This is a genomic window from Cobetia sp. AM6, assembly GCF_009617955.1.
Lineage (GTDB): Bacteria > Pseudomonadota > Gammaproteobacteria > Pseudomonadales > Halomonadaceae > Cobetia > Cobetia amphilecti.
The window spans coordinates 1474536-1497454 of sequence record NZ_AP021868.1; the positions used below are offsets into that span (position 1 = coordinate 1474536).

Below are 22919 nucleotides of genomic sequence, written 5' to 3' on the forward strand. Positions count from 1 at the left end.
GTTACTGGGCAAGATCATGTTTCCCGTCGAAAGCAGCATCGGAGTCCTAGCTTCCCTAGTCTCGCTCGGGATCTATATCGCCTGGGGTATCAATGGAAACTGCTGGGTGGGGAGAGAGGAATCTCTTCAGTCGCGACTATGATCATGTGGATACTTGTCGGCTGCGAATCCCGAGGTCGTTGTTGCCCTTTATTTGAAGGGGCGGTATGCAGGTGAATAACTATGGAAAGCAATGACGCGCAGGGAGTTGAACCAGCATGAAGATTTCTACGCTACTCGATCAGATCGATAATGGACAGACGGCACTACCCGAATTCCAGCGCGGCTATGTGTGGAACCGCGATCAGGTACGCGGCTTGATGACCTCGCTCTACAAGCGCTATCCCGTGGGTAGTCTGCTCTCTTGGGCAACCGACGCCTGCACCGTCGGTCATCGGGGCCATCAGCAGCTCAACGCTGGTACGGTCAATCTGCTGCTGGATGGCCAACAGCGAATTACTTCACTGTATGGCATCGTGAGGGGTAAGGCTCCGGCCTTTTTCGATGGCGACGAGCGCGCCTTCGCCGATCTCTATTTCAACGTGGAGAACGAGAAGTTCTCCTTCTATATGCCTAGTCGCATGGCCAATGATCCCAAGTGGATCAGCGTGACGCAGTTGATGATCGATGGGGCCGAGTCGGTGACAGAGCGTCTGGCCGAGTCTCTTGAGTTGACCTTCAAGGAGGGCAGCCGATACAACAACCGGCTCAACCGGCTGCGTGATGTTCGCGATATCGAAGTGCACGTAGAGCAGATTTCCGGAGAGGACAAGACCCTCGACGTGGTTGTAGAAATTTTCAACAAGGTCAACAGTGGTGGCACCAAGCTCTCCAAAGGTGACCTTGCGCTGGCGCGAATCTGCTCCACGCAACCGGATGCGCGAGCCAGGATGCGCAAAGCCCTCGATGACTGGCGCGGCCAGGGTTTCCATTTCTCCCTCGACTGGCTGCTGCGCTGTATTACCACCCTGACCACCAACGAAGCCAAGTTCTCCTTCATCCACGACCTTGACGGCGAGCAGTTTGTTACAGGTCTGAACAAGGCCATCAAACACATCAGCTATTTGCTGGATGTGATCGGTGATCGCCTGGGGTTGGACCACCAGCAGGTACTCACCGGCCACTATGGTTTCCCGGTACTGGTGCGTTTCATCGAAGAGAAGGGCGGCAAGATCACCGATAAGGCCACACTGGAGTCGATGCTTTTCTGGTTCATCCACGCGGCGATATGGGGGCGATACTCCGGCTCGACTGAGAGTGTGCTCTCACGGGACCTCGACATATTCCTCGACAACCAGCCCCGTGGTATTGAGGCGCTTATCAAGGAGCTGCATCTCTGGCGTGGCAACCTCAAGGTTCGCGCCGATCACTTCTCCGGGCATACGCGCGGCAACCGCTTCTATTCGTTGCTCTACATGCTGACGCGCACTGGCGAAGCGCAAGATTGGGGCCTGGGAATCGTGCTCAAGAAGAATATGCTCGGCAACAACTCATCTCTCGAATTACACCATATCTTCCCCAAGCATCGTCTTCGTGAGTTCGGTTACGATCATCAACAGGTCAACTCCTTGGCGAATTTCTGCTTCCTGACCAAGGGCTCGAACCTCAGCATCTCCAATCGCCTGCCTGTTGAGTATTTTGAGGAAGTGCTCAATCGTTACCCGAATGTCCTGCAGAGCCAATGGGTGCCGATGCAGCGAGAGCTGTGGCAGATCAAACGCTATCCAGACTTCCTCAAAGCACGCCGTGAATTGCTCGCTGAAGCGACCAACCGGCTCCTGGACGAACTCTATTACTTCGATGACAGCCAGGATACTGAGACTAACTCGGGGCCTGTTCGCGTAGTCCCGGGGGGAATCGAAAGCGAAGAAGAGGAGCAGGAGCTTCGCGAGCTCCAGGCGTGGATGGAACTTCACAAGCTGCCCGCCGGTGAGCTCGAATTCGAGCTAAACGACGCACAGAGTGGCGCACTCCTTGCCATCCTCGACCTGGCATGGCCCGAGGGTATCCAGCCAGGGTTGAGCGCACCCGCAGTCCTGCTATTGAATGAAGAAAGTGAACTGATCAAGGTAGCTAACCGAGCTGGCTATCACGTCTTCGTACACTTTGATCATCTCAAGTGCCATGTGGCTGAACAAATTCTTGATGATCCCCTAGCGGTGCTCCCCTCTTGGGCGCAGCACCTGGAAGATATGGCAGCGGTCCCCGTGGTGGAGTGGATTGTCGACCAGGAACTGCCTCGCCCCGTTATCGGGCAGGATATCGAGGGGGCCAGCGGCGAAATCGTCGGCAACTTCGAGCTTTCCTGGCCGGAGCAGCGGGTGGGCATCTGGAACGACCATGGAAAGGCTTCACCCATCCCGCAGACGCTAGCCGGCTGGCAGCTCTACCAACTGGATGAGATTCGACAAGCGCCCTACCTGCTGTCACAACAGCTGATACAGGGCTTCATTGCCTGACAAGGGGCTCGCCATAATGAAGATCACTCAACCCTCAGGGCTGATCCTTACTTTTCGCAGCTGGCACGCCGGGATTTCCGACCAGGAGTTGTATGTGGTGATGCGCGTGGGCTGGAAGATTGGCAAGCATCCTAGGAAAGCGTGCGACGATGTCTGCATTGGCGGAGGGAGGAGATGTGTCAGTGTATTTTCCCGAAGGGAACAGTGATCCGATATGTCAATGTCGAGATGTATATATTTAAATGAATTGAGTGGAATTAATAATGCTTGAGTCGATTTCGCATCTTTTACCAAATTTTCAAGCTATGAATCCTTTAGCTTTCCAGAGCAATGAACTCCAGATGAGTGACTGGTTCTGGTTAGCCATGATGGCGATAATCATGATCGCTATTGTATCTTTAGGATATTATTTCAATAAGTACAGGAAGAGCATCAAGTTTGTTGAGAGCCTTATCAAGGGGCAGTCAAGGGAAGAGCTGGCTTGGAAACGACAACAAATACTAAAACAGGCAGAAGATTCAGACACCCAGGCAGGGAAACTATGGGGAGAGTTTGATGAAAGCCTAGTATATTCTCCAGATAAAGATAAGCTTTTCAATACACTAGATGCCGACCATTTCTTTAACGGAAGAACGTTAGCATACGGTCTGACATCAAGTCGTCTTCTAGCGGCTACTCCAACCTTTCTCACCGCGATCGGGGTATTAGGAACTTTTATTGGTTTAACTATTGGATTAAGAAACCTTCAGGTCAATACAGACGATGTTGATACGTTGCGAGCTGGCATCGCGAGCATGATCAATGGTGCCGCAATTGCTTTTTTGACATCTGTTTGGGGGGTTGGACTCAGCCTCTTGCTCAATGTGATAGAGAAGATGGTTGAGCGAAGCGCTTTGAGGCGTATCAACAGGCTTCAGCATGACATTGATTTTCTTTACCCCCGTATGCCTGCCGAGCACTCTCTTATCCATATTGCTGAATCCAGCATGGCAAGCAAGGAAGCATTGCAGGAGTTACATGAACGTATCGGGGATAGGCTTCAGGAAACCGTTAGTGGCATGAGTGAGGCCATGCAGCAGGCAGTATCAGACTCCCTGAACAATGTCATGGCTCCAGCCATTCAGGCATTGGTGGATAACGCGAGCAATCAGTCTACTGAAGTGCTCGAAAAGCTCGTGGGCAACTTCACCGAAGGCGTCAAATCGGTGGGAAGTGAGCAGAGCCAAGCGCTTGAAAGTGCCTCCGAACAGGTAAATCAAGCAGTAAGCTCAATGACTGTGAAGATGGATGAGCTCTTTACTACACTAACGGAGCAGCAAAACAGGAGTGGAGCACAGGCTGAGAATACCTCTCGTGAATTTGCACATCAGCTGGAACAGCAGCGCGAGACTGCTTTGGAGCAACAGTCTGCATTGACTCAAAAGTTCGAATATTTCATGGAGCAGATGACGCAGTCAATGGAACACCAGTTCCGTCAAACCTCTGAGCGAGATGAGCAACGTCAGCGAGCGCATGAAGAAAGCCTAAAGCAAATGTCTGAATCTCAGGCAGAGGCGATTGATAGTCAGATGGCGCTGGAAGCGAAAAGAGACCAAGATCGTGCCGCCAAATTTAGTGAGCAACAGAAAGCGGTTGAAGAAAGATTTAGTATTCTCATCGAGAAGCTTGTCAGTGAGCAGCAAGAGTTGATGAGACAGGTAGGAGAGGCTTCGAGGAGTGCTAATCAGCATCTTGATGGCATTTCTTCACAGTATGACAAGCTGTCTGGCGCGCTGGGTGAAGTCGCCAAGTCGGCTGAGCGTAGCAGTCAAAATATGACTAATAGCGCGACCCAGCTAGGAACACTGTCGGCTAATCTCCACAAGACTACTACGGTACTTGATGAGAGAGTCAAGGCTGTTACGGAAAGCCTGGATAGTGTTTCTATAAGAAATAGCGAGGTTCTTGATAATATTGCAGAACATGCAAATTCTTTATCCAAGTTGCAGGAGACTATCAGTAATACGGCCCATCAACTTGAATCCGCAGCTAGATTTGCCAATGACGGGTTCGGTGAACTAAGTAACCAGAATGAAGAATTTATAAGTAAGCTGAGAGATGAGTTTAACCGGCTGGGTGAGTCTCTTAGTGAGCAGGTGGGAAATATTGAAAAGCAAGCAGAAGAGTGGCTCAGGGCGTACAGCAAGGAAGTTCGTGAGCAGGTCTCTGAACGTATGGAAGAATGGAATAAAAACACTCTATCCTTTGCGGATCAAATGAAGAGAACTGTGATGGCTATTAATGGTATTGTGGATGATTTGGAGCGTCGTTAATGAAGCTTTATAGACGTGAAAAAGCCACAGTCGATGAGGAAAATCCATATTGGATGTCATTTTCTGACATTATGTCAGCCTTGTTGATCATTTTTATATTGGCGTCGGTAGTGCTAATAGTTCAGATCATGGAGATTCGTGAGCAGCTGGAAGAGCAGCAGCAGGAATTCACGGAAGAAATTCAGATGCTCGGTCAGGCGGACGAAGTCAGAAGAACTATTCTCCATGAGGCTGCTGACGAGCTTCACCGTCGGGGTATTCGGGTTTCTGTCAGTGAAAATGATACCGTATTAAGCATACCGAATGAGATTCTAGGGTTTGAAACTGCTGAATTTGATATTGGACCGCAGTATCGGGAGACTGCCTCACAAATCGGTAACGTCCTGGCTGAGGTGATTCTCAAGAACAACAGAATTAAATATCTCGACACTGTTTTTGTCGAAGGGCATACAGATAACCGTCCTTATCACGGAATGAGTGGAAAGGGAAACTGGGGGCTTTCGGCATTTCGGGCAATTTCTCTGTGGCAACATTGGCTAAACGTTTTGCCGGATAATCGAAGTCTGGAAAGCTTGACCAACCTGGATGGGCTGCCGGTATTTTCAGTTAGTGGCTATGCCGAAACACGTCCTGTCACAGATGTTCAGGTATCCGAGGAAGATCTCCGGACCAATAGAAGGATAGATATAAGGTTTACGATACGTCGGCCTACAGTAGAAGATTATCAAAATATCCAAGATAAATATGCGGATGAGTCGTTGTGATACTGCCATCTCTCGAGGTAGTTAATATAACTTGGAAGGCTCTTTCACTAGAGCCTTGGGATGAGATCACTTCGTCAGCAAAAAGGGTTGAGAACGATGCTGGGCGAGGTGAACTTTATCAAAAAGCTGAAGGGGAAATTAAAGAGGTTGCCAATAATAAAAGGTTTGAGGTGCTACCAAGCCTGCTCATGAAAAGAGTGGCCGTGCGCGCACTCACCCAGCTATGGCTCGATGATCCTGAAGTTCTGAAGAAATTGATTAGCCCTAGGCTTCTTGATGTCATCGTTGAAGCTCAGCAGCCTCGCCTAGGCAGAGTGCCTCTTCTCAATATTCTCCAGCTCTATTTCCAGGAATTCGACAACTTGGATCGCCTGCCTTCATCAAGCGATGGTTCGCTGAGAGAATCCATTGAGAAAACTCTTATTGATCAGGCAAGTAAAATAAAGGTTGTGAAAGAAGAACTGGCTATTGATGATCTTATAGACGTTGTCAACCGCCAAAGCGACTGGATCCTGACAGTTGATGGGCCGTCTCAGTTAGTGAAGTATGCTGTCAATAATAGTATTTCGCTGCAGGAAACATTCTCTAGGTTCGGATTATTGGGGGTTGACGGGGGCCGTTATTCGGATATTTGTCGTGCGCATTATTATTTAGAAAAGTTAAAGTACGTTGACGAGAATGAGTGGTCGCCGATTTTTGATGAACTTTTGCACCAGGATGTGTCGAGGGCGCCCTATCGGAGCGAGGGTAAGAGGATTGGCCATGCAGCCCTTGAGATCCTTATTGATCGTGTAGCGGAGGCGAGCGAAACTTGGCAAGATTTCATGTTGAGCTTGGCTGGTGATCCGCGTGTATCAAGTAGGGTTAAGAGCTACCGAGAGTGGTGGGCGCCTTTAGGCGAAATGCGTGTTGAAAAGGTTAGGGGGTGGCTTTCGAAGCAGGATCTTCGCCTCTTTCTTCAAGCGCTGGAGCAGTATGGGGAAACAACCAATAATGCAGAATTAAAGAGGATGTTTCCCGCTAGGAGAACATTCCTGGAGGGGCTTTTCAGGCTCAAGATGATCAAGAGTACCAGGCTGATGCTCGGCAGCAAGGCTGAGCACTCAGTAAAAAGAATCTTGAAGGATGAGCTGAAGGTTAACTATATAAAGTTAAATGGTCAGCTTTCCGACAAGGCGATCATATACTTGGATTGTGGAGACTTCCATTTAATAGAGGGTTCACATAGTTTCAAACTTTGGGTTTACCTGGCTCCACCGAGTCGCCGGTATATTGGATATGAGGTGTCAGCATTATCTCATTCTGACTTGACAATCCTGTTGCCCAAAGAATATCGGAAAGAGTATCCTAGCTTGAATCACGCTGCCATCGTTCATGCTCCTTCTACTTGGCAGAATAAAGTATTTGAGTTTTTGGCTAATAATGGTATTGAGTTGGATATTGAAGCCTTGCTGAGAAAGGAAGATTACAAGCGATATATTTCCAGGTTTGGTATGCCAGTTGTGAAGCCTGTACCACCGGTTATAATTCCATCGCCGGCTGAAAAACTTAATACTGCTGCTAAAAATAAAAAATTTGATGAGTTGGCAAAAAGGAATCATTTTGAAGGCGTCTCGTCACCTTTGGCAATTCAGGTTATGATTTATTTATATATGTATCCAAGTAGCAAGGCAAGAGATGCTTCTAAATATTTAGGCCTGCCATTGACAGACATTAACTATATCTTGCACTGGGATCTGAAAGGTTATTGTCAGCAAGCGCCTGATTTCAAATGGGTTGTTACAGAAGATGGTGAGAGCATATTGAGGAACAGTGGGGTTCTCGATGATGAAGAGTAGACTTCGAAAAATCCTGAGAAGTATTCTCCCTGATGGAGATAATCACCAAGGTGGTGCAGAGAGTTTTCACCTAACATTTGATGATGATGGTGTCAAACTATATCTTGATAAGCATGAGCTTGAGATATTTCTTTCGGGTAAGGGGTCTCCCAACCTTAACTTGCAAGGGGTTGTTCTTCGTATGCTCGAAGAGCAGGGGCTTGCCACGCGGTTTCCTAACGGTTTCAGCCTTGACGTGCCCGTCGCTGCTTCGCTGGATGATGAGCAAATAGAAATTCTGGTGCTTCCACCCCAGTTTAAGGGAGAGTTTACGGCATCCATCAAAGGTCACTCTAACAGCAAGGGATTTTCTGTAAAGGTTCTTCCAGTTTTTAATGGAGGTCAGGTTCCCTGTCGTATCAAAGGTGCTCTCATGGAAGTCGGTCCTGATAATCGCTACTTGCTAGATTACTCACAGTTGATAGCATTTCAGGCGCTGGAAAAGCATTCAATGCTACCTGAGAATCTTAGGAAGAGCAGTGACAACCTACGACTTCTAGCTTCACTGCAGATGGCCAAGCGAAGCGGTATGAACATTGACTTGAGCCATTTCGAAAGAATCAATGTTGAAAAGGCAGAAGAGGTTGGAGTTATTGCAAAACAGTTGCCTGATGGTAGCTTGGAGCTTTTTCCTAGTGTTGGCGATGGCTTGGATGAAATTGAAAATAGACTTGGTCAGTTGGATATTAATTCAGATGGCGGTGTGATTAGAATAAAGAACAAGGTGGTCATACTTGACGAAGAAAGGATGAGCGGTGTTAGAGAGGTAATGAATAATCGCCGCATTCCCTCAGAAAGCGTAGTTGACTTTATCAATTCTCCCTCTGCTTTTCTTGATGCTTCTTTGGTTAATCTAGACCTTGGTTTTTCAGTTCGCGTGCTTGGTGTAGGCAAGATAAAGCATATGGATTTTGGAGGCTTGGAACAAGGGAATAACGACTGGTTTGGCGTTGAACAGTCATCCTCACCTCCCGAGCTTATCAATAAGCTCATCAAAAGCCATGAGGAGCTTGAGGATTTTCAGAGGAAACTAGATGTAGCTTGTTCTCAAGGAGCGCAGACTGTTGACTATCAAGGAGAGTGTGTCGACATATCGAATATCAAGAATCTAGAAAGTATTCTTGGTAAGGTGGCGAGCCGTCTTGATGAAAAAGAGCAGTTAGAAGAAGATTTTTATCAAACTGTCGATAGAACTGATACCCAGGTTGGTATAATTGTTAAAGATGCCGAAGACAACGGTGAATCCTTAAGAACCAGGCTCGATGCGTACACGGTAAAGAACCAACCTGACTGGGAGATTTATGCCAGGAAGCCTTTTCCCCACCAGGAAGAGGGGGTGAACTGGATGCTGAAGCTGATTGAACTAAGTACTCTGGATAAAGGTGATAGTTTTGAGCGTATCCAAGGGGGGGTTCTAGCTGATGACATGGGGTTAGGTAAGACATACATGTCACTCGTGGCCATTAATGAGTATCTATTACACAGCAGACGGAATGAGTTGAAAGAGAAACCCATTCTCATTGTTGCCCCTCTTAGCCTTGTGGAGAATTGGGAGCAGGAGGTTTCACTGACTTACAAGACTATTCCTTTTAAAGATGTCAAGATCCTCCAGTCTGGCCGAGATCTTGCCGAGTTCAAGAAGAAAGGAGAGAAACGGGAGTCCGTACAGGCTTCAGAGCTATTGAACGAAGAGGGCCAGATGGACCAGGATAAGGTTCGATTTGCTCTCCATGTTGGGCCAGATGCAGGCTCAAAAAGACTCGATGTCAATAGACGACTCGTTGTTACGACGTATCAAACTCTCCGTGACTACCAGTTCTCACTATGTCTCGTTGACTGGGGAATGGTCATCTTTGATGAGGCCCAAAATCTCAAGAATCCCAATACGCTGCAGACACATGCAGCAAAGGGGCTTAATAGCGATATCAAGATATTGGCTACTGGTACTCCTGTTGAGAACTCTCTCGGTGACTTCTGGTGCCTGATGGATACTGCGCAGCCTGGATTGTTGGGAGATTGGGTTTATTTCAGAGATAAATGGGTGTCCCCTATACTACGTGCCTCTGAAGACGAGAAGGATTCCATTCGTCAATCGGTTGGTCAAGATCTACGTTCTGCAGCCGGTGGCTTTATGCTGCGTCGCATCAAGGAAAATCAACTCTTAGCTCTTCCTACTAAGAGTATATATAGTGGTGTGCCTGCATCATCGCATAACGTTTCCTACAGTCCAAAGCTTTCATCTGTTATGAGCGGTGCTCAGCTATCCCATTACGATGAAGCGATAGAAGCCTATCGAAAACTTAGGGCTGAAGCAGATGATGTCAGAGGCATCGCTCTTTCGACACTGCAGAAATTGAGGACAATATCGCTTCACCCGCGTGCTGGTGCACCATTGCAGTCCTTGATTTCCAATCCTGAGTCATACCGAGAGATTATGTCTCAATCTGCCAAGATGAGGGTTGCCCTCAATATTCTTGATGAGATAAAGATGGCTCGTGAAAAGATTATTATATTTATTATTTCAAAAAATGTGCAACGTTTCGTGAAGATATGGTTGGATAAAATATATGGGCTTGATGTCAATATTATAAATGGCGATACATCTGCGGTAGAAAAGAAAGGGGATAGCCTCACTAGGAAGGGCTTAATTGAGCAGTTTGAATCTGTTCAGGGCTTCAATGCCATTATCATGTCACCGGTTGCTGCAGGTGTTGGTCTGACGGTTGTGGGCGCTAACCATGTCATTCATCTGGAACGCCACTGGAACCCCGCTAAAGAGGCACAGGCTACCGATCGGATTTATCGTATTGGCCAGAGGAAAAATGTCTATATTCATATTCCTACCGCCTTACATCCTGATTACGACTCCTTTGATGTTCATCTCGACCGATTACTCAGCGGAAAGCTTCTATTAAAGGATGCCGTTGTGACCACTGATGTGGTCAGCGAAGGTGAAGTGTTGAAGTCGCTAGGGCTTGAGTAGTACTAGATTTACACAATTGTTGTTAATTCCTGGATAGGCTGAGTGCTCGGATTCCATTTGACTACCGCTACGGGAGATGCTGCTATGCTGCTTTTGAGGCCGTTCGCTAGTACTTCAGAATCTCTCGCTTCGCCGCCATAATCCTAGTCTGGGGTTATGTAGCGAAGGATACTGTGACTATGTTCATAGTTGTACCCTTCGCTAAATTACGGGCTTCTCTCCTGAGCCTCAGCCAAGGACCAGGCCGTCAACGAGGAAGTTCGCCGATATTACAGTGCTTTGAAAGCTGTCTATATTGGTAGATTTCGCTCCAGATCAGCTTAATGGATAAGGCTGTATCAATTACAATCGTGGATACTTACAGTTCTTCAATCCTAAATATCTGTAAGCAACTCTAAGATTTTCGTCAGTAGGCTCTTCGTCACGCAGCCATCTCACAGGTATCCCTAAATACTTCGCCCACAGAGCTGCTTTTTTGAATTCTCTCCATTTGTCAAGTTTTGCACAAATCTCTATGTGCTGGTTTAGGGCCCGATAGAAAGTGTTTCCTGCTCTATACTTTCCATACTGAAACGATTTCTGAAAATGCTGATGTGCTTTTTCAAAATCATCCTTTCTATAGTAATAGCCGCCATACAACCAGTCCGCTACCCACGGAAGTTGCTTGTCAAGATTATATGCTTGTAGTGAATTGCTAAAGTTATCGATATCTTTTAATGTAATATTATTATCGTTTATCATGGTCAATGCTATTGGCATCAACAGGGAAAAGCCTTCGGGTACGTTGATATGGCTATTATCATACGCATACTCAGGCACTTTGGCAGCATAGTTACCATATCTTTTTGCCAGCCAATTGACCATTGCTCTATCGATAGATCTTTGGTGCAATATATGTTCAGATATAGGATGTCTAGCTCGCTGACACTTCTCATGAAAGAACGGTAAGTACGAAGATAGCATTTTATATTTTAGCTTTTGTGCAGAAATATTTTCATCTATTTTTCGTAACTGAATCTCTTCAGAGTAATTTTTCTGGAACTCATCGATGTCTTCTCTAATCCAGTATACATATTGTTTTATTTGGTCTGTTAGCTGGAATAATGTCTCAGCGCCATAGTTTCTCTTAACGTCTTGTGCTAATGAAGTCAGAATTAGCGATAGAGATATAGTGGCTAGTATGCTGTCCTTTACTTCACTCGGTATCTTCTTTCCATTGTTTTCCTGAGCTTCCAGCGAGTCGCGGATATTTTTTGTCAATCCGAGCATGCTGGGTATAGACTTTCCGTGCGTCCATTTACTAGCATTTTTGAGGTTATTCTCCAATCTATTGAAAACATCCTCGCTATCAGCTGGTTTATGGAATTGAGTTTGAGAGAGTTCGGTTATAGAGTATGCCCATTTCATTGCGTTGGCTATCGGCCATACTATTTTCCCATCTCTTTCTTCTGGGAGATACCAGAAGTCTTCTTCGGGCCATACTGCGTCCGACCTTAAGTCTTGGTATATTAGATATGCCAAGCTTGATTCCGTAACACAAGCTTCTATAGCAAAGTTTTTTATAAAGTATAGGACGGTATCTCTTTGACTCATGAAGGTACCTTGACCAACTAGCAGCTCTTTATAGCTTTCGTGTAATTTGTTGGCTACTGAGCATATCTGGGCAGCTACTATAGGACAGGAAATAGAATCTGTGAGATAAGTGTTTATTGAGGGAATCAGGGCATTAAATTGTGCCTGTAAATGCCCTTCCTCTCGGGCAAGCCTTTCAATTTGCTTTTGAATTTTCTTTTTTTCTGCTTCACTCGTATTTGTATCCTCTTTGACTTCATTCTTGCGAGGTAGAATGCCCATAGTAGATACAAAATATTTGATAGCCTCTCCCAAGGAGGGATAAGTATATTGAGTTATCATGTGTATAGTTAGGCCTCGGTTTTTAGCCGAGGCCTTGACTCCATGTTTATTTGTTGTTTGGATTGAACTGCTTGCCGCGGTTTCCATGAGCCTTGGAATTCTCGCGATTTGTGCCAGTAGTACCGCGATTGGGATTAAGCGCCCTAGAGCGGTCATTTTGTTGTTGCTGGTTAGATTGCTTGGAATGTTTCATGTGTTGGCTCTCTCCTGTGGGTGAGAGTGAATCTTATAAAATTGACCTCGACTCGGACCAACCTCTTTTTGGCGACGAACTTTTCCGTTCTGTCGATCCCTGGTATCCAGGACTGCTTCTAGCCCTTATCCCTGCACCCCCTTGCCACCTTCACTCCGCTGCCTGAGCAGCTGATACATCAGGTGAGCGAAGCGTTTCTCTATCCCGCCGTCTTCCAGTATCGGCATGGACATCTTCTCTTGGTCAGCCAGTGCATCGAGCAGTACGTCGTTGAGCCGCTTGGGTAGCAGGCCCTTCATGGCGTCTTCGAGGCTGTAGCTGTTGACCTGTCCCATGAGGTCTTCATCGCGCTCCAGGCGTGTGGCGAGGCCATTGGCGAAGTGGAGCTTGTCGTCGTCCTGGATCTCGGCCCCGTAGAGATCATTCAGGGTGTCGATGATCTCATCCAGCTTCTTCTTCTCCGGATCTTTCGGGGTACCGGAGCCGACCTCGGTGATCGAATCCAGGCCGAATTCGCCTTCTTCCTCTTCCAGGCGTAGCTCCTGCTCCTGATGCTTGGTCTGGCGGTAGTGCGTCAGCTCCAGCTCGCTGACATCCAGCTCCGGGTCGCCCAGGCGGTCTTCACGCAGCAGTGGGCTCAGGTGTTTGGCGAACACGCAAAGCTGCTCCAGCTCGGTGTCTTCGTAGGCGATGATCTGCGAGAGAAACTCATAGGCGCGTACGAAGCTCTTGAGGTTCTTGCGGAACAGATCGAGCTCATCACGGGAGGTACCTGCATCCTTTAGCTCTTGCTCGGCACGCTTCAAGCCCATCTCATCGCCGTTCTCCTCGGCAGTATTACGCGCATCACGCCAGACACGAATCTGCTCGGTCAGCGCGACATAACGCTTGTTGAAGCGATCACGCGCCGGGTCACAGTAAAACGACAGCTTCGATGACGGCGCCTTGGGGTCGAAGAAGGCTTCAGCAAACTGGGTGACTTCCTGGCCGTGATAGATACCGGTGTCATCCAGGCTCTGCTGCATGTCATAGATGACCTGCGGATCTGACACCGTGGCCAGCTCGCTTTCCCGGTAGTAGGGCGCGAAGGCATCCAGGATGTCCTGGGTATCATTGAAGAAGTCGAGGATGAAGGTTTCCTTGCCGGGGAAGAGGCGATTGAGGCGCGAGAGAGTCTGCACGCACTCCACGCCCTGCAGCTTCTTGTCCACGTACATGGCGCACAGCTTGGGCTGGTCGAAGCCGGTCTGGTACTTGTTGGCGGCGATCATCACATTGAAATCGTCGCTGTCGAGCGCCGTGGCAAGGTCGCGGCCTTTTACGCCGGCATTGAGCAGGGCGCTGGCCTCGGTGACTTCCTCAGGGATGACATCATCGGCCGGTACGCTTCCCGAGAAGGCCACCAGCGGGTGCACGTCGTCATAGCCCTTGTCTTTCACATAGGCGAGCATCGCCAGCTGATAGCGCACAGCCTCTTGCCGACTGCTGGTGACCACCATCGCCTTGGCCTGACCGTTGAGCAGGTGGCGCACGTTATGGCGGAAGTGCTCGACGATGACTTCGACCCGCTGATTGATGTTGTGCGGGTGCAAGCGTACCCAGCGCGCCAAGGTGCGGCTGGCCTTCTTGGAATCTACCTCTATCTCTTCGCCATTCGGATGCGAGAGCTTCCATGCCGTTTTGTAGGTGGTATAGCGACGTAGCACATCGAGAATGAAGCCTTCCTCGATGGCCTGACGCATGGAGTAGAGGTGGAAGGGGCGCGGCTTGTTGCTGTCACTCGCTGGCAGCTCCGGTTCCGGGCGTACCCCGAACAGTTCCAGGGTGCGGCCCTTGGGCGTAGCAGTGAAGGCGTAGTAGCTGATGCGCTGACTGGCACTGCGCGCCGCCACGGCCGCTTCCATCACTTCTTCGCTGCTCAGCTCGGCTTCCGGGTCATTGGTCTGTCCGGCGCTATTGAGCAGGGCTTTGAGCTTGCCCGCAGACGAGCCCGTCTGGGAGGAGTGAGCCTCATCCGCGATGACGGCATAGTGGCCTTCCGCCAGCTTGGGGCGTTTCTCCAGCGCATCGAAGAGGGCAGGGAAGGTCTGCAGAGTGACGATGATGATACGAGTGTTGGCCGCCAGAGCATCCGCCAGCTGGGCTGACTTGCTGGCGCTCGCGCCTTCCCGGCTTATAGGGCACACCACGCCGTGGGCATGCTCAAATTGATAGATGGTGTTCTGCAGCTGGCTGTCCAGCACGGTGCGGTCCGTCACCACGATGACGGAGTTGAACATGCGGCTGCCATCCTCGGCATACAGGTTCGCCAGTTGATGCGCCGTCCAGGCAATCGAGTTGGACTTGCCCGACCCCGCACTGTGTTGGATCAGGTATCGGTTGCCCGCCCCCTCATTGCGTGTGGCCTCCAGCAGTTGATTGACGACCTGCCACTGATGGAAACGCGGGAAGATCATCGTTTCCTTGGTGATGCGGTTGCCTGCGAAGTCCTCGCTGGTCTTCTCCTCCAGGTGCAGGAAGCGGCCGATGATCTTCAGCCAGGCATCCGGCTGCAGTACCTGCTTCCACAGATAGTCGGTGGCATAGCTGTTGGCATCCTCCGCAGGCGGGTTGCCGGCTCCGCCTTCCTCGCTGCCTCGGTTGAAGGGCAGGAAGAAGGTCTTGTCGCCCGCCAGGCGGGTGGTCATCGCTATCTCATCCTGACGTGCCACGAAGTGCACCAGTGCCCCGCGCTTGAAGGCCAGCAGTGGTTCTTCCTTGCGGGTGATGGGGTCTTTCAGCGGGCGGTCCTTGCGGTACTGGCGCTTAGCGGCTTCCAGCGATTGCTTGAAGGCGCTCTTCAGTTCCAGCGTGGCCACCGGCAGGCCATTGACGAACAGCACGAGGTCCAGCCGTGGGTTGTAGCTGGCCTTGCCATTGCTGCTGTCCTTGGCATGCGGGGAGTAGGACACCTCCGGCACCACGCGCAGGATGTTGGCCTGATAGCGCTGCACTGACTCCGGGTTCATGGCGTGGTCTGGCATGAAACTGCACATCACTAGCGTATTGCCCGGCATCTTGAAACCGTGGCGCAACACGGCCAGCGTGCCCAGCTTCTTGAGGTGGCGTTCTACCTGCTGAATCAGCACCTGCTCAGGCTTCTGTGGATTGCTAGTGCAGAGCTTGTCCCAGCGCTCCGGCCAGGCAGCCTTCTGGTAGGCAATCACATCCTCGGGGTAGAGCGCCGTGGCGCGATCGTACTGACTCGCCTTGCCCAGTTGCCAGCCACTGGCGACGAGGCTATCGACGATGTCCTGCTGAAACTGCGCTTCCTTGCTATCAGCCATGAGGCATTCCTGCTTGTTCGTGAGGAGTCGGCATGCTGGCCTGACTCACTGGTACGTTACTGGGTGTAGCCTTCATCGGTGGCGCTGGGGGTCGTCATTACCACGCTGTCTTGCCAGTCGGCGTAGGTCTGGCCGGTGGCTTCTGTCTTCCAGTGCTCGCGCCCATTGGCTGCACGACCGGACACCACCGCGGCGGCAGCGCTGGGGCTCGAGAAGGCTTGATCGGTAGAAAAGCAGCGTAATCCCTTTTCCGCTTCGATCAGCACCCCGTTATCACAGAGTTGCTGGTAAAGGTTCTGATAGCCCCCGCCTTTGCCTGTCCAACTACCCTTGGCCAATGACCCCTTCAATACATAGAACTCGCCTTCGATTTCCTTGCCCAGCGCCTTGATACCGAAACGTGGTACCTCTGCCACAAAGAGTGGTGATGCTTGAGCACTGATGTCTGCCGGTTCGACAATCGTGCTGGAAGCTGAGGGCTTGGGTCGCTCACGCAGGAAGTCGAAGCTCAGCACCGGCAGCACGGTGCGAATCTGCTCCATGAAGAAGGCCATATCGGCGCGGTCCGATTCCGGCAAGCCGCCGTACTCGTGGGCGGTGCCATTGAGCAGGCGGCATTGGCCGGCCTCACGCGCGGCCTGCATCAACAGGCTTTCGAGATGTTTGACGTGGGCCTTGGTCAGGTTCTGGTCCTTGCTTGTCACCAGGCACACCCGCTCCCAGAAGTCCTTGCCGCCTTTGTCCTCCGGACGGTTGTGCTGTTTGAGGCGGGTGGCCACGTCATCGCTCTCACCGATGTACACCGAAGGCAGAGAGCTACCCTCGGTGGGTGGGCCGATCAGGAAGTAGATCCCGGTGCGACTGCACTCAGGGCGCTGGACCAGCTGGCTCAACTTGCCACGCGGGCCGGTGATGACATGTCCGGTCCAGTTCATGATCTCGGCGGTCATCAAGCCATTCGGTGTGCCATCGACCAGAAATAGCCGGATGCTGCGCCCCTGGGTCATACCGCCTCCGTGCGGGCAGCCTGTTGAGCTGGCACCGCGTCGGCCGGCGGCGTCCAGCCGCGCACATCGATCTTGCCGGTGACAGCGGCGGAAATAAGGGCGGAACGGCGATCCAGCAAGAGATTAGATAATGCCAATGATTCACTAATTAGTTGATCTATTTGTGCTACATCGGAATCAACAGTCTCGACAATACTGATTTGTTCTTCAAGTGAGGGGGTGGGCATAGGGATTGCCAGAATTGGTTTCTGAGAAATAGTAGTCATGGTCGTCGTATTTGAGGCTTCAATCAAATTTTCATGATGAAGTTTCGAATTCAATACCAACGTCGCAAACCTTGGGTTTATTCTCTCCGCACTAAATCTTACTTTTATTAAATGACACTCAAAAACACAGCTCTCAATTTCAGACCCCAATATGACAGCAGAAGCAATGCCTTCTCTTTTTAGAGACGATCTGACAATAAAAACATCATCCTTCTCGGCACGGAATGATGTCAGTTCCGATTCTGAGCATGTTACTCTATCAAGAGCGTCTTCTTTAACGTAGTAGTCACTGGAGTATGCGTCTTTAACGTTAATTAAAGGTGCTCCAGATCCAAATTCATGTTTCTTCTTAAACAAGCCGTTTGAAAGTCCCGATATTGTATGACGACGAAGGGGCTTAACATCCCAGTGCGCTGGCACTTCTCCCAGCCACTCCACACCGGAGTCCTTCATCGGCACATTCGGGTCTAGCCCCTTGGTGACGGCGTGTGAGATCACCGCCTGACGCTTCTCCTTGAGGAGGGCGATCAGGCGTTGTTGCTCCTCGATCAGCGCATCGATACGCGCGGTTTCGTGGTTGAGGAAGGCTGTGATATTTTCTTGTTCCCCCATGCTGGGCACGGGGAGAAATATCTCAGAAGCATCGGCCCACCTAAAATCAGTCGAGCGTTCTCGTATGCCTTTAGCAAGCGATGTAACAAAGCCTGATAATGCCATGTGACGTAATAGTCGAGCATAATAGTATGGTGTGTATTCTTTGTCTCTAGGCCGACATACCGAATAAACTGGTGTGGACTTACCATCTGAATCTGAAACGCCAATAGCACCAGCGAAAGCATCCATTGCATGTATAACCAAGTCGCCGTTACGCACGCCTTGATAGCCAATTTCTTTTACAGCGTTTGTGAAGCCATCAGCTCTTTTTTTAGAGCGAAGCGTGACGGTCCCGTCTCTGAAACAGGTTATTATTTCATCCTGATCTCTAATAGGCCGCTTGCAAATATCAAAAAGAAATTTCAGGCGTTTACTGTCCCATTGTGCAGGCACTTCCCCCAGCCACTTGACACCAGAGTCCTTGTATTCCTCATAGGCCTTGAAGCTCATGCCGACATCTCCTCGATCATCTGCTTGATGCGGTCGGTACAGGCTTTGAGGTCGGCATCGATGGCCTCCAGCGGGCGTGGCGGCACGAACTGGTAGAAGTGGCGATTGAAGGGGATTTCATAGCCTTCGATACCGAGACGGCCAGAGAGCGGGTCGCGTTTGGTGTCGTCAATCCAGGCGTCGGGGACGTGGGGCTTCACTTCACGCTCGAAGTACTCCAGCACCGATTCACTCATCGGCACGTTCTCGTAGTCGCGCAGGCCGCTGTCGGCTTCCGGATTGCCGTGCTTATCACAGCAGATATCGGCTGTGTCACTGCGCTCGCTCAGGGCGTTCAAGACGGCCTTGAGCAGCGGGGCACCGACTTTCATGCTGGCGGGCAGCTCTGCCTTTAGAGCGGCCTTGAGTACCTTGGTGAAGGCATCACGGTTGGTGAACAGGGTATCCGGCAGGGTGGCGCAGGCGGCGAGCAGGGCGCTGCGTTCTTCTTCCTTGAGCTTCTGGAGGGCCTTCTCGTCACTCAGGCGGGCGAGGCGTTCCTCATTGGCCTGGAAGTCGAGACGCAGCGGACGCTCGACGGTAATACGGCGGTAGCCGAAGTCTTCATTGGCGAAGACCTTGCTGCGCGGCGCGCCGTCTTCCGTGAGGCCCTCGTCTTCTCCAGCAAAGCTGCCGTAGAGACGCACCAGTTCATCAATCTGGCCGTCTTCCAGGTACTTGCGCTTGCTGCCAAGCGACTTGCGCATCTTGCTGCCCATGTCACCGGCGTTGATCAGCTGCACCTTGCCCTTGCGTGCCTGCGGCTTGCGATTGGAGAGAATCCACACATAGGTGGCGATGCCGGTGTTGTAGAACATGTCTGTCGGCAGCGCGATGATGGTTTCCACCATGTCGCGGGTAAGCAGGTAGCGGCGAATCTCCGACTCACCACTGCCGGCACCGCCGGTGAACAGCGGCGAGCCATTGAGGATGATGCCGATACGCGAGCCGCCATCGCTGGGCGCACGCATCTTGGAGACTAGGTGCATGAGGAACAGCAGCGAGCCATCGGAGACACGCGGCAGGCCGGGGCCGAAGCGACCATCGTGGCCCTTGAGAGTGTGCTCATCGGTGATCTGCTTCTGCACCTTCTTCCAATCCACACCGAAGGGCGGGTTGGAGAGCATGTAGGCGAAGCGCTCACCGGCCAGCTGGTCATCGGAGAGGGTATTGCCGAGCTTGATCTGATCAATGCCCTGGCCCTTGATCAGCATGTCGCCTTTGCAGATGGCGTAGGACTCTGGGTTGAGCTCCTGCCCGTGCAGCGAGACGCTGACGTTGTGGCTGATGTCCTGAATGTAGGCATCGCCCTCGGAGAGGAAGCCACCGGTGCCGGCCGTGGGGTCATACAGGGTGACGATACCACCGGGCGCGATGTGTTCTTCTTCACCGGTCATCAGCAGTGAAGTGGTGAGGTGGACGATATCGCGCGGGGTGAAGTGCTCACCGGCGGTTTCGTTGGAGCTCTCGGCAAATTTGCGGATCAGCTCCTCGAAGATGGTGCCCATCTGGTAGTTGCTGACGGCCTCCGGGCTGAGGTCGATCTCCGCGACGCGCTCGACCACCTTGTAGAGCAGGTTGTTGTTGCTCAGCTGCAGGACGAAGTTCTCGAATTCGAAGTGCTCGAAGATTTCGCGTGCACTTGGGCTGAAGGCCTGAACGTAGCTCATGAGGTCTTCAGAGGTCTGGGTCGCGGAGAGTGTGCCCAGGCTAAGCAGTGACGCATTGAAGAACTCGCGCCCGGTGGCACGCATCAACAGCTTCTCGCGCAGGGTATCCGGCTTGTCGGCGTTCTCCTCCGCCACGGCCAGTGTCTTGGCCTTGGTGTCTTGCAGTACGCATTCCAGGCGGCGCAGCAGGGTGAAGGGCAGGATGATGCGCCCGTATTGAGATTGCTTGAAATCGCCGCGCAGCAGGTCCGCGATGGACCAGATGTAACTCGCCAGCTGGGAATGACTTTCCGTGTTCACGATGATGCTCCCGCGTATGGAACTGCTTTAGGAATTGCAGATAAGGCTGTAGGGGCATGATAGCGCGTCATGCACCATGACTAAATCAGGGTATGGCGAGGTGCGTCGCATATTCAGGCAGTTAGCGAAATACCATCGTCCGAGAGGGGAGGGGTAGATCGCATGCGATGCGCAGATGGAATCTGTGATATCTGTATGACTACCAGCATGTAGCACTGATTATCAGAGGCGTAGTGACAAATGGAGTGTCTGGACAAGCGCGCGCTTTATCTGCAGGAAGTCAGCAGTTGTGGTGGGGTTCGGGCGGCTGCGGAGCATCTGGATGTGAATCCTTCTGTCGTGACGCGTCAGATCCGGAGTCTGGAGAATGAGCTGGGCGTGGCGTTGCTCGAGAGAAATGGTCGCCATGTACTGCCCACGGAGGCGGGGAGACTGGTGCTGGAGAGTTATCTCGCACAGCGGCAACTCAACTCCGAGCTTCGCGATACGCTGTCACGCTGGAAGAATCTGCAGACGGGGCAGGTCACTGTCTCTGTCGGTGATGGTTTCGTGGACAGCTTCATCAAGTCGGTGCTGAGCACCGTCGCAAAGCGTTATCCGGATGTGATGATCGATATGCGGACCGGCATCTATGTGCCGCGCGAGCCTCATGAGATGGTCTTGCATGATGAGGTGGATATCGCGGTGACTTACGGCCCGGTGGTAGACCCACGTCTGGTCGTGCATTCCTTTGCCCGCGGGCCTCTATGTGCTCTCGTGGCGAGGGATCACCCCTTGGCAGATCATGAAAGCGTCTCCGTGGCGGAGTTGTCGCGTCACAAGTTGATCTTCCTGCCGGAGGTCTCGGGGTCGCAGCGTCTGGTCAATGACATCTTCCGTACGGCAGGCCAGGTCGCGACGCCTTCCTACCGCTGCAATCTGCACTCCATTTCGCGCCGGATGGCCTGTGCTGGCATCGGTGTCGCCTTCATGACGGCAGCCGCTGCACGTGAAGAGATCTCGGCGGGCCTCCTGTCTGCCATCCCCATCGAGCACCCTTTGGCAGAGGCGACCCAAGGCAATCTGGTACGCAGAGTCGGCAGACGGCTGACGCCGGCTGCCGACTATCTATGGAAGGTGATGATGGGGATGCACTGACTTAACTCGCCATCATGTAGACCCCTGGTCCGATGGCCCAGCCCAGAGAGAGCCATAGCATCAGGAAGGCCGACCAGGCGATCAGGAAGCCAAGTGCCAGCGGTAGCATGGTGGCCACGAGGGTGCCGAGACCCATTTCCGGTTGATAGCGCTGCATGTAGACCAACGCCACCGAGAAGTAGGGGCTCATCGGCGAGATGATGTTGGTACTGGAATCCCCGATACGGAACATCGCCTGCACGAAGGCAGGGTCGAAATCGATCATCATCAGCATGGGCACGAAGACCGGTGCCATCAGTGCCCATTGCGCGGAGCCGCTCGTCATGAAGATGTTGAGCACTGCCGTCATCACGATGAAGGCACCGACCAGCGGGAGGCCGGTAAAGCCCGTGCTTTGCAGGATATCGGAGCCTTCAATGGCAATGAACTGACCCAGCTCGGACCACTTGAAGTAGGCGATGAACTGCGAGATCGCGAAGAACAGCACTAGCGTCGGGGCCAGCTCGCTGGCGGATTCCGCCATCTTCTGTGGGACATCGCGACTGCTGGTGATCTTGCCGACAGTCGCGCCGTAGACAAGCCCTATCAGTACGAAGTACAGGAACATCAACGGCACGAGAGACTTGAGGAAGGGAGAGGGGATCAAGCCGCCATCGGCATTGCGTAGCGGTGAAGCCTCAGGCAGAACCGCGATCAAGACAAGTGCTACATAGGCCAATGTGGCCAGACCGACGCGCTTGATGCCGGTCCATTCTTCAGGCTTCAGCTCAGGCTTTTCGCCCTGTGCCGTGAAGTCCTTGCCCATGGGCAGGACACGTTGCAGACGCGGCTCCACTACCTTGTCGATGATGAGAGTCCCGACGATGGCTAGCACGAACACCGAGCAGGCGACGAAGTAGTAGTTGTCGACGGGGGAAATGTACGCCTCGGGATCCACGAGTCTGGCGGCATCCGTGGTGATGCCGGAAAACAGAGCGTCGCCCACGGTCACGAACAGACTGGCATCGTAGCCGGCGCCTGCAGCTGCATAAGCTGCCGCAGCACCGGCGATGGGGTGACGGCCCACGGAGTGGTACACCATCGCCGCCAGCGGGATGAGGATCAGGTAGTTGGCATCCGAGGCGATACTGCCGCAGATACCTGCCATGAAGACGCAGAACGTCAGCAGGACCGGTGGCGCTTTCGCGACGCTGACCTGCATGAGCGTGGACATGAGACCGACCTTGTCAGCCAGTCCAATCCCGAACATGACGACCAGGATGAGCCCCAAGGGCGGGAAGTTGATGAAGTTGCTGACCACGCTGGTCAACATGAACTCCAGACCCTCAGGTGATACCAGGCTACGCACATGTACCACGGCATCGCTTTGCGGATTGACGGCAGACACACCGAGTAGATCCAGCACCGCTGAGGCGACGATGATCAACCCTGCCAGAATCGTGAACAGAATGAAGGGGTGAGGGAGCTTGTTCCCTGTACGTTCGATGGATGCGAGAACGGCTTGCATTGTTGTTGTCCTTGTTATGTTG

At 51.8% G+C, this 22919-nt stretch carries 13 protein-coding genes; 6 read left to right on the forward strand and 7 right to left on the reverse strand.

The features are described 5' to 3' along the window. Nucleotides 1–257: 257 nt before the first annotated feature. The 5 genes from CLAM6_RS06325 (at nucleotide 258) to CLAM6_RS06345 (ending at nucleotide 10434) form a co-directional block, all read left to right on the forward strand. Nucleotides 258–2498, forward strand: coding sequence for a GmrSD restriction endonuclease domain-containing protein (locus tag CLAM6_RS06325; protein ID WP_153635449.1), 2241 nt, complete (start codon nucleotides 258–260; stop codon nucleotides 2496–2498). Nucleotides 2499–2761: 263 nt separating this feature from the next. Then, nucleotides 2762–4810, forward strand: a complete 2049-nt coding sequence (gene zorA, locus CLAM6_RS06330; RefSeq protein WP_153635450.1) for an anti-phage ZorAB system protein ZorA — start codon at nucleotides 2762–2764, stop codon at nucleotides 4808–4810. After that, a complete protein-coding gene (locus CLAM6_RS06335) occupies nucleotides 4810–5574 on the forward strand; it encodes an OmpA/MotB family protein (RefSeq protein ID WP_153635451.1) in 765 nt (254 codons plus the stop codon). Before zorA ends, CLAM6_RS06335 begins: the two co-directional genes overlap by 1 nt. Then, nucleotides 5571–7412 carry an EH signature domain-containing protein gene (locus tag CLAM6_RS06340; RefSeq protein WP_153635452.1) on the forward strand — a complete coding sequence of 614 codons (1842 nt, stop codon included), beginning with the start codon at nucleotides 5571–5573 and terminating at the stop codon, nucleotides 7410–7412. The genes CLAM6_RS06335 and CLAM6_RS06340 overlap by 4 nt, the downstream gene beginning before the upstream one ends. Continuing rightward, entirely contained in the window at nucleotides 7399–10434 is a 3036-nt protein-coding gene (locus CLAM6_RS06345) for a DEAD/DEAH box helicase (protein ID WP_197738713.1), read from the forward strand. Before CLAM6_RS06340 ends, CLAM6_RS06345 begins: the two co-directional genes overlap by 14 nt. 342 nt (nucleotides 10435–10776) lie before the next feature. On the opposite strand, the gene CLAM6_RS06350 is transcribed toward CLAM6_RS06345, so the two are convergent. The 6 genes from CLAM6_RS06350 to CLAM6_RS06370 all read right to left on the reverse strand — a co-directional run bounded on the left by CLAM6_RS06350 (nucleotide 10777) and on the right by CLAM6_RS06370 (nucleotide 20253). Next, nucleotides 10777–12348, reverse strand: a complete 1572-nt coding sequence (locus tag CLAM6_RS06350) for a hypothetical protein (RefSeq protein ID WP_153635453.1) — start codon at nucleotides 12346–12348, stop codon at nucleotides 10777–10779. 46 nt (nucleotides 12349–12394) lie between these two features. Beyond that, on the reverse strand, nucleotides 12395–12541 hold the full coding sequence (locus CLAM6_RS17740) for a hypothetical protein (protein WP_172978636.1): 147 nt from the start codon (nucleotides 12539–12541) through the stop codon (nucleotides 12395–12397). Nucleotides 12542–12666: 125 nt separating this feature from the next. Then, nucleotides 12667–15867, reverse strand: a complete 3201-nt coding sequence (locus CLAM6_RS06355) for a type I restriction endonuclease subunit R (protein ID WP_153635454.1) — start codon at nucleotides 15865–15867, stop codon at nucleotides 12667–12669. Nucleotides 15868–15923: 56 nt separating this feature from the next. Next, entirely contained in the window at nucleotides 15924–16874 is a 951-nt protein-coding gene (locus CLAM6_RS06360; RefSeq protein ID WP_153635455.1) for a GIY-YIG nuclease family protein, read from the reverse strand. Next, nucleotides 16871–18244: a restriction endonuclease subunit S gene (locus CLAM6_RS06365; RefSeq protein ID WP_153635456.1), complete on the reverse strand. Its 1374-nt coding sequence runs from the start codon at nucleotides 18242–18244 to the stop codon at nucleotides 16871–16873. Before CLAM6_RS06365 ends, CLAM6_RS06360 begins: the two co-directional genes overlap by 4 nt. Continuing rightward, nucleotides 18241–20253 (reverse strand): type I restriction-modification system subunit M, encoded by a 2013-nt coding sequence (locus CLAM6_RS06370; protein WP_153635457.1) that lies wholly within the window; start codon nucleotides 20251–20253, stop codon nucleotides 18241–18243. Before CLAM6_RS06370 ends, CLAM6_RS06365 begins: the two co-directional genes overlap by 4 nt. A gap of 240 nt (nucleotides 20254–20493) precedes the next feature. Here CLAM6_RS06370 and CLAM6_RS06375 point away from each other — a divergent pair, with 240 nt between their 5' ends. After that, the gene (locus CLAM6_RS06375; protein ID WP_153635458.1) at nucleotides 20494–21390 is read left to right on the forward strand and encodes a LysR family transcriptional regulator; all 897 of its coding nucleotides are present in this window, start codon (nucleotides 20494–20496) and stop codon (nucleotides 21388–21390) included. Between the two features lies 1 nt (nucleotide 21391). On the opposite strand, the gene CLAM6_RS06380 is transcribed toward CLAM6_RS06375, so the two are convergent. Beyond that, nucleotides 21392–22897: an AbgT family transporter gene (locus tag CLAM6_RS06380; RefSeq protein ID WP_153635459.1), complete on the reverse strand. Its 1506-nt coding sequence runs from the start codon at nucleotides 22895–22897 to the stop codon at nucleotides 21392–21394. Between the last annotated feature and the right edge of the window lie 22 nt (nucleotides 22898–22919).

What these genes read in the sequence shown, in the direction of transcription:
- CLAM6_RS06325 (WP_153635449.1), top strand. Translation starts at nt 258, where the DNA reads ATGAAGATTTCTACGCTACTCGATCAGATCGATAATGGACAGACGGCA.
- zorA (WP_153635450.1), top strand. Translation starts at nt 2,762, where the DNA reads ATGCTTGAGTCGATTTCGCATCTTTTACCAAATTTTCAAGCTATGAAT.
- CLAM6_RS06335 (WP_153635451.1), top strand. Translation starts at nt 4,810, where the DNA reads ATGAAGCTTTATAGACGTGAAAAAGCCACAGTCGATGAGGAAAATCCA.
- CLAM6_RS06345 (WP_197738713.1), top strand. Translation starts at nt 7,399, where the DNA reads ATGATGAAGAGTAGACTTCGAAAAATCCTGAGAAGTATTCTCCCTGAT.
- CLAM6_RS06350 (WP_153635453.1), bottom strand. Translation starts at nt 12,348, where the DNA reads ATGATAACTCAATATACTTATCCCTCCTTGGGAGAGGCTATCAAATAT.
- CLAM6_RS17740 (WP_172978636.1), bottom strand. Translation starts at nt 12,541, where the DNA reads ATGAAACATTCCAAGCAATCTAACCAGCAACAACAAAATGACCGCTCT.
- CLAM6_RS06355 (WP_153635454.1), bottom strand. Translation starts at nt 15,867, where the DNA reads ATGGCTGATAGCAAGGAAGCGCAGTTTCAGCAGGACATCGTCGATAGC.
- CLAM6_RS06360 (WP_153635455.1), bottom strand. Translation starts at nt 16,874, where the DNA reads ATGACCCAGGGGCGCAGCATCCGGCTATTTCTGGTCGATGGCACACCG.
- CLAM6_RS06365 (WP_153635456.1), bottom strand. Translation starts at nt 18,244, where the DNA reads ATGAGCTTCAAGGCCTATGAGGAATACAAGGACTCTGGTGTCAAGTGG.
- CLAM6_RS06375 (WP_153635458.1), top strand. Translation starts at nt 20,494, where the DNA reads ATGGAGTGTCTGGACAAGCGCGCGCTTTATCTGCAGGAAGTCAGCAGT.
- CLAM6_RS06380 (WP_153635459.1), bottom strand. Translation starts at nt 22,897, where the DNA reads ATGCAAGCCGTTCTCGCATCCATCGAACGTACAGGGAACAAGCTCCCT.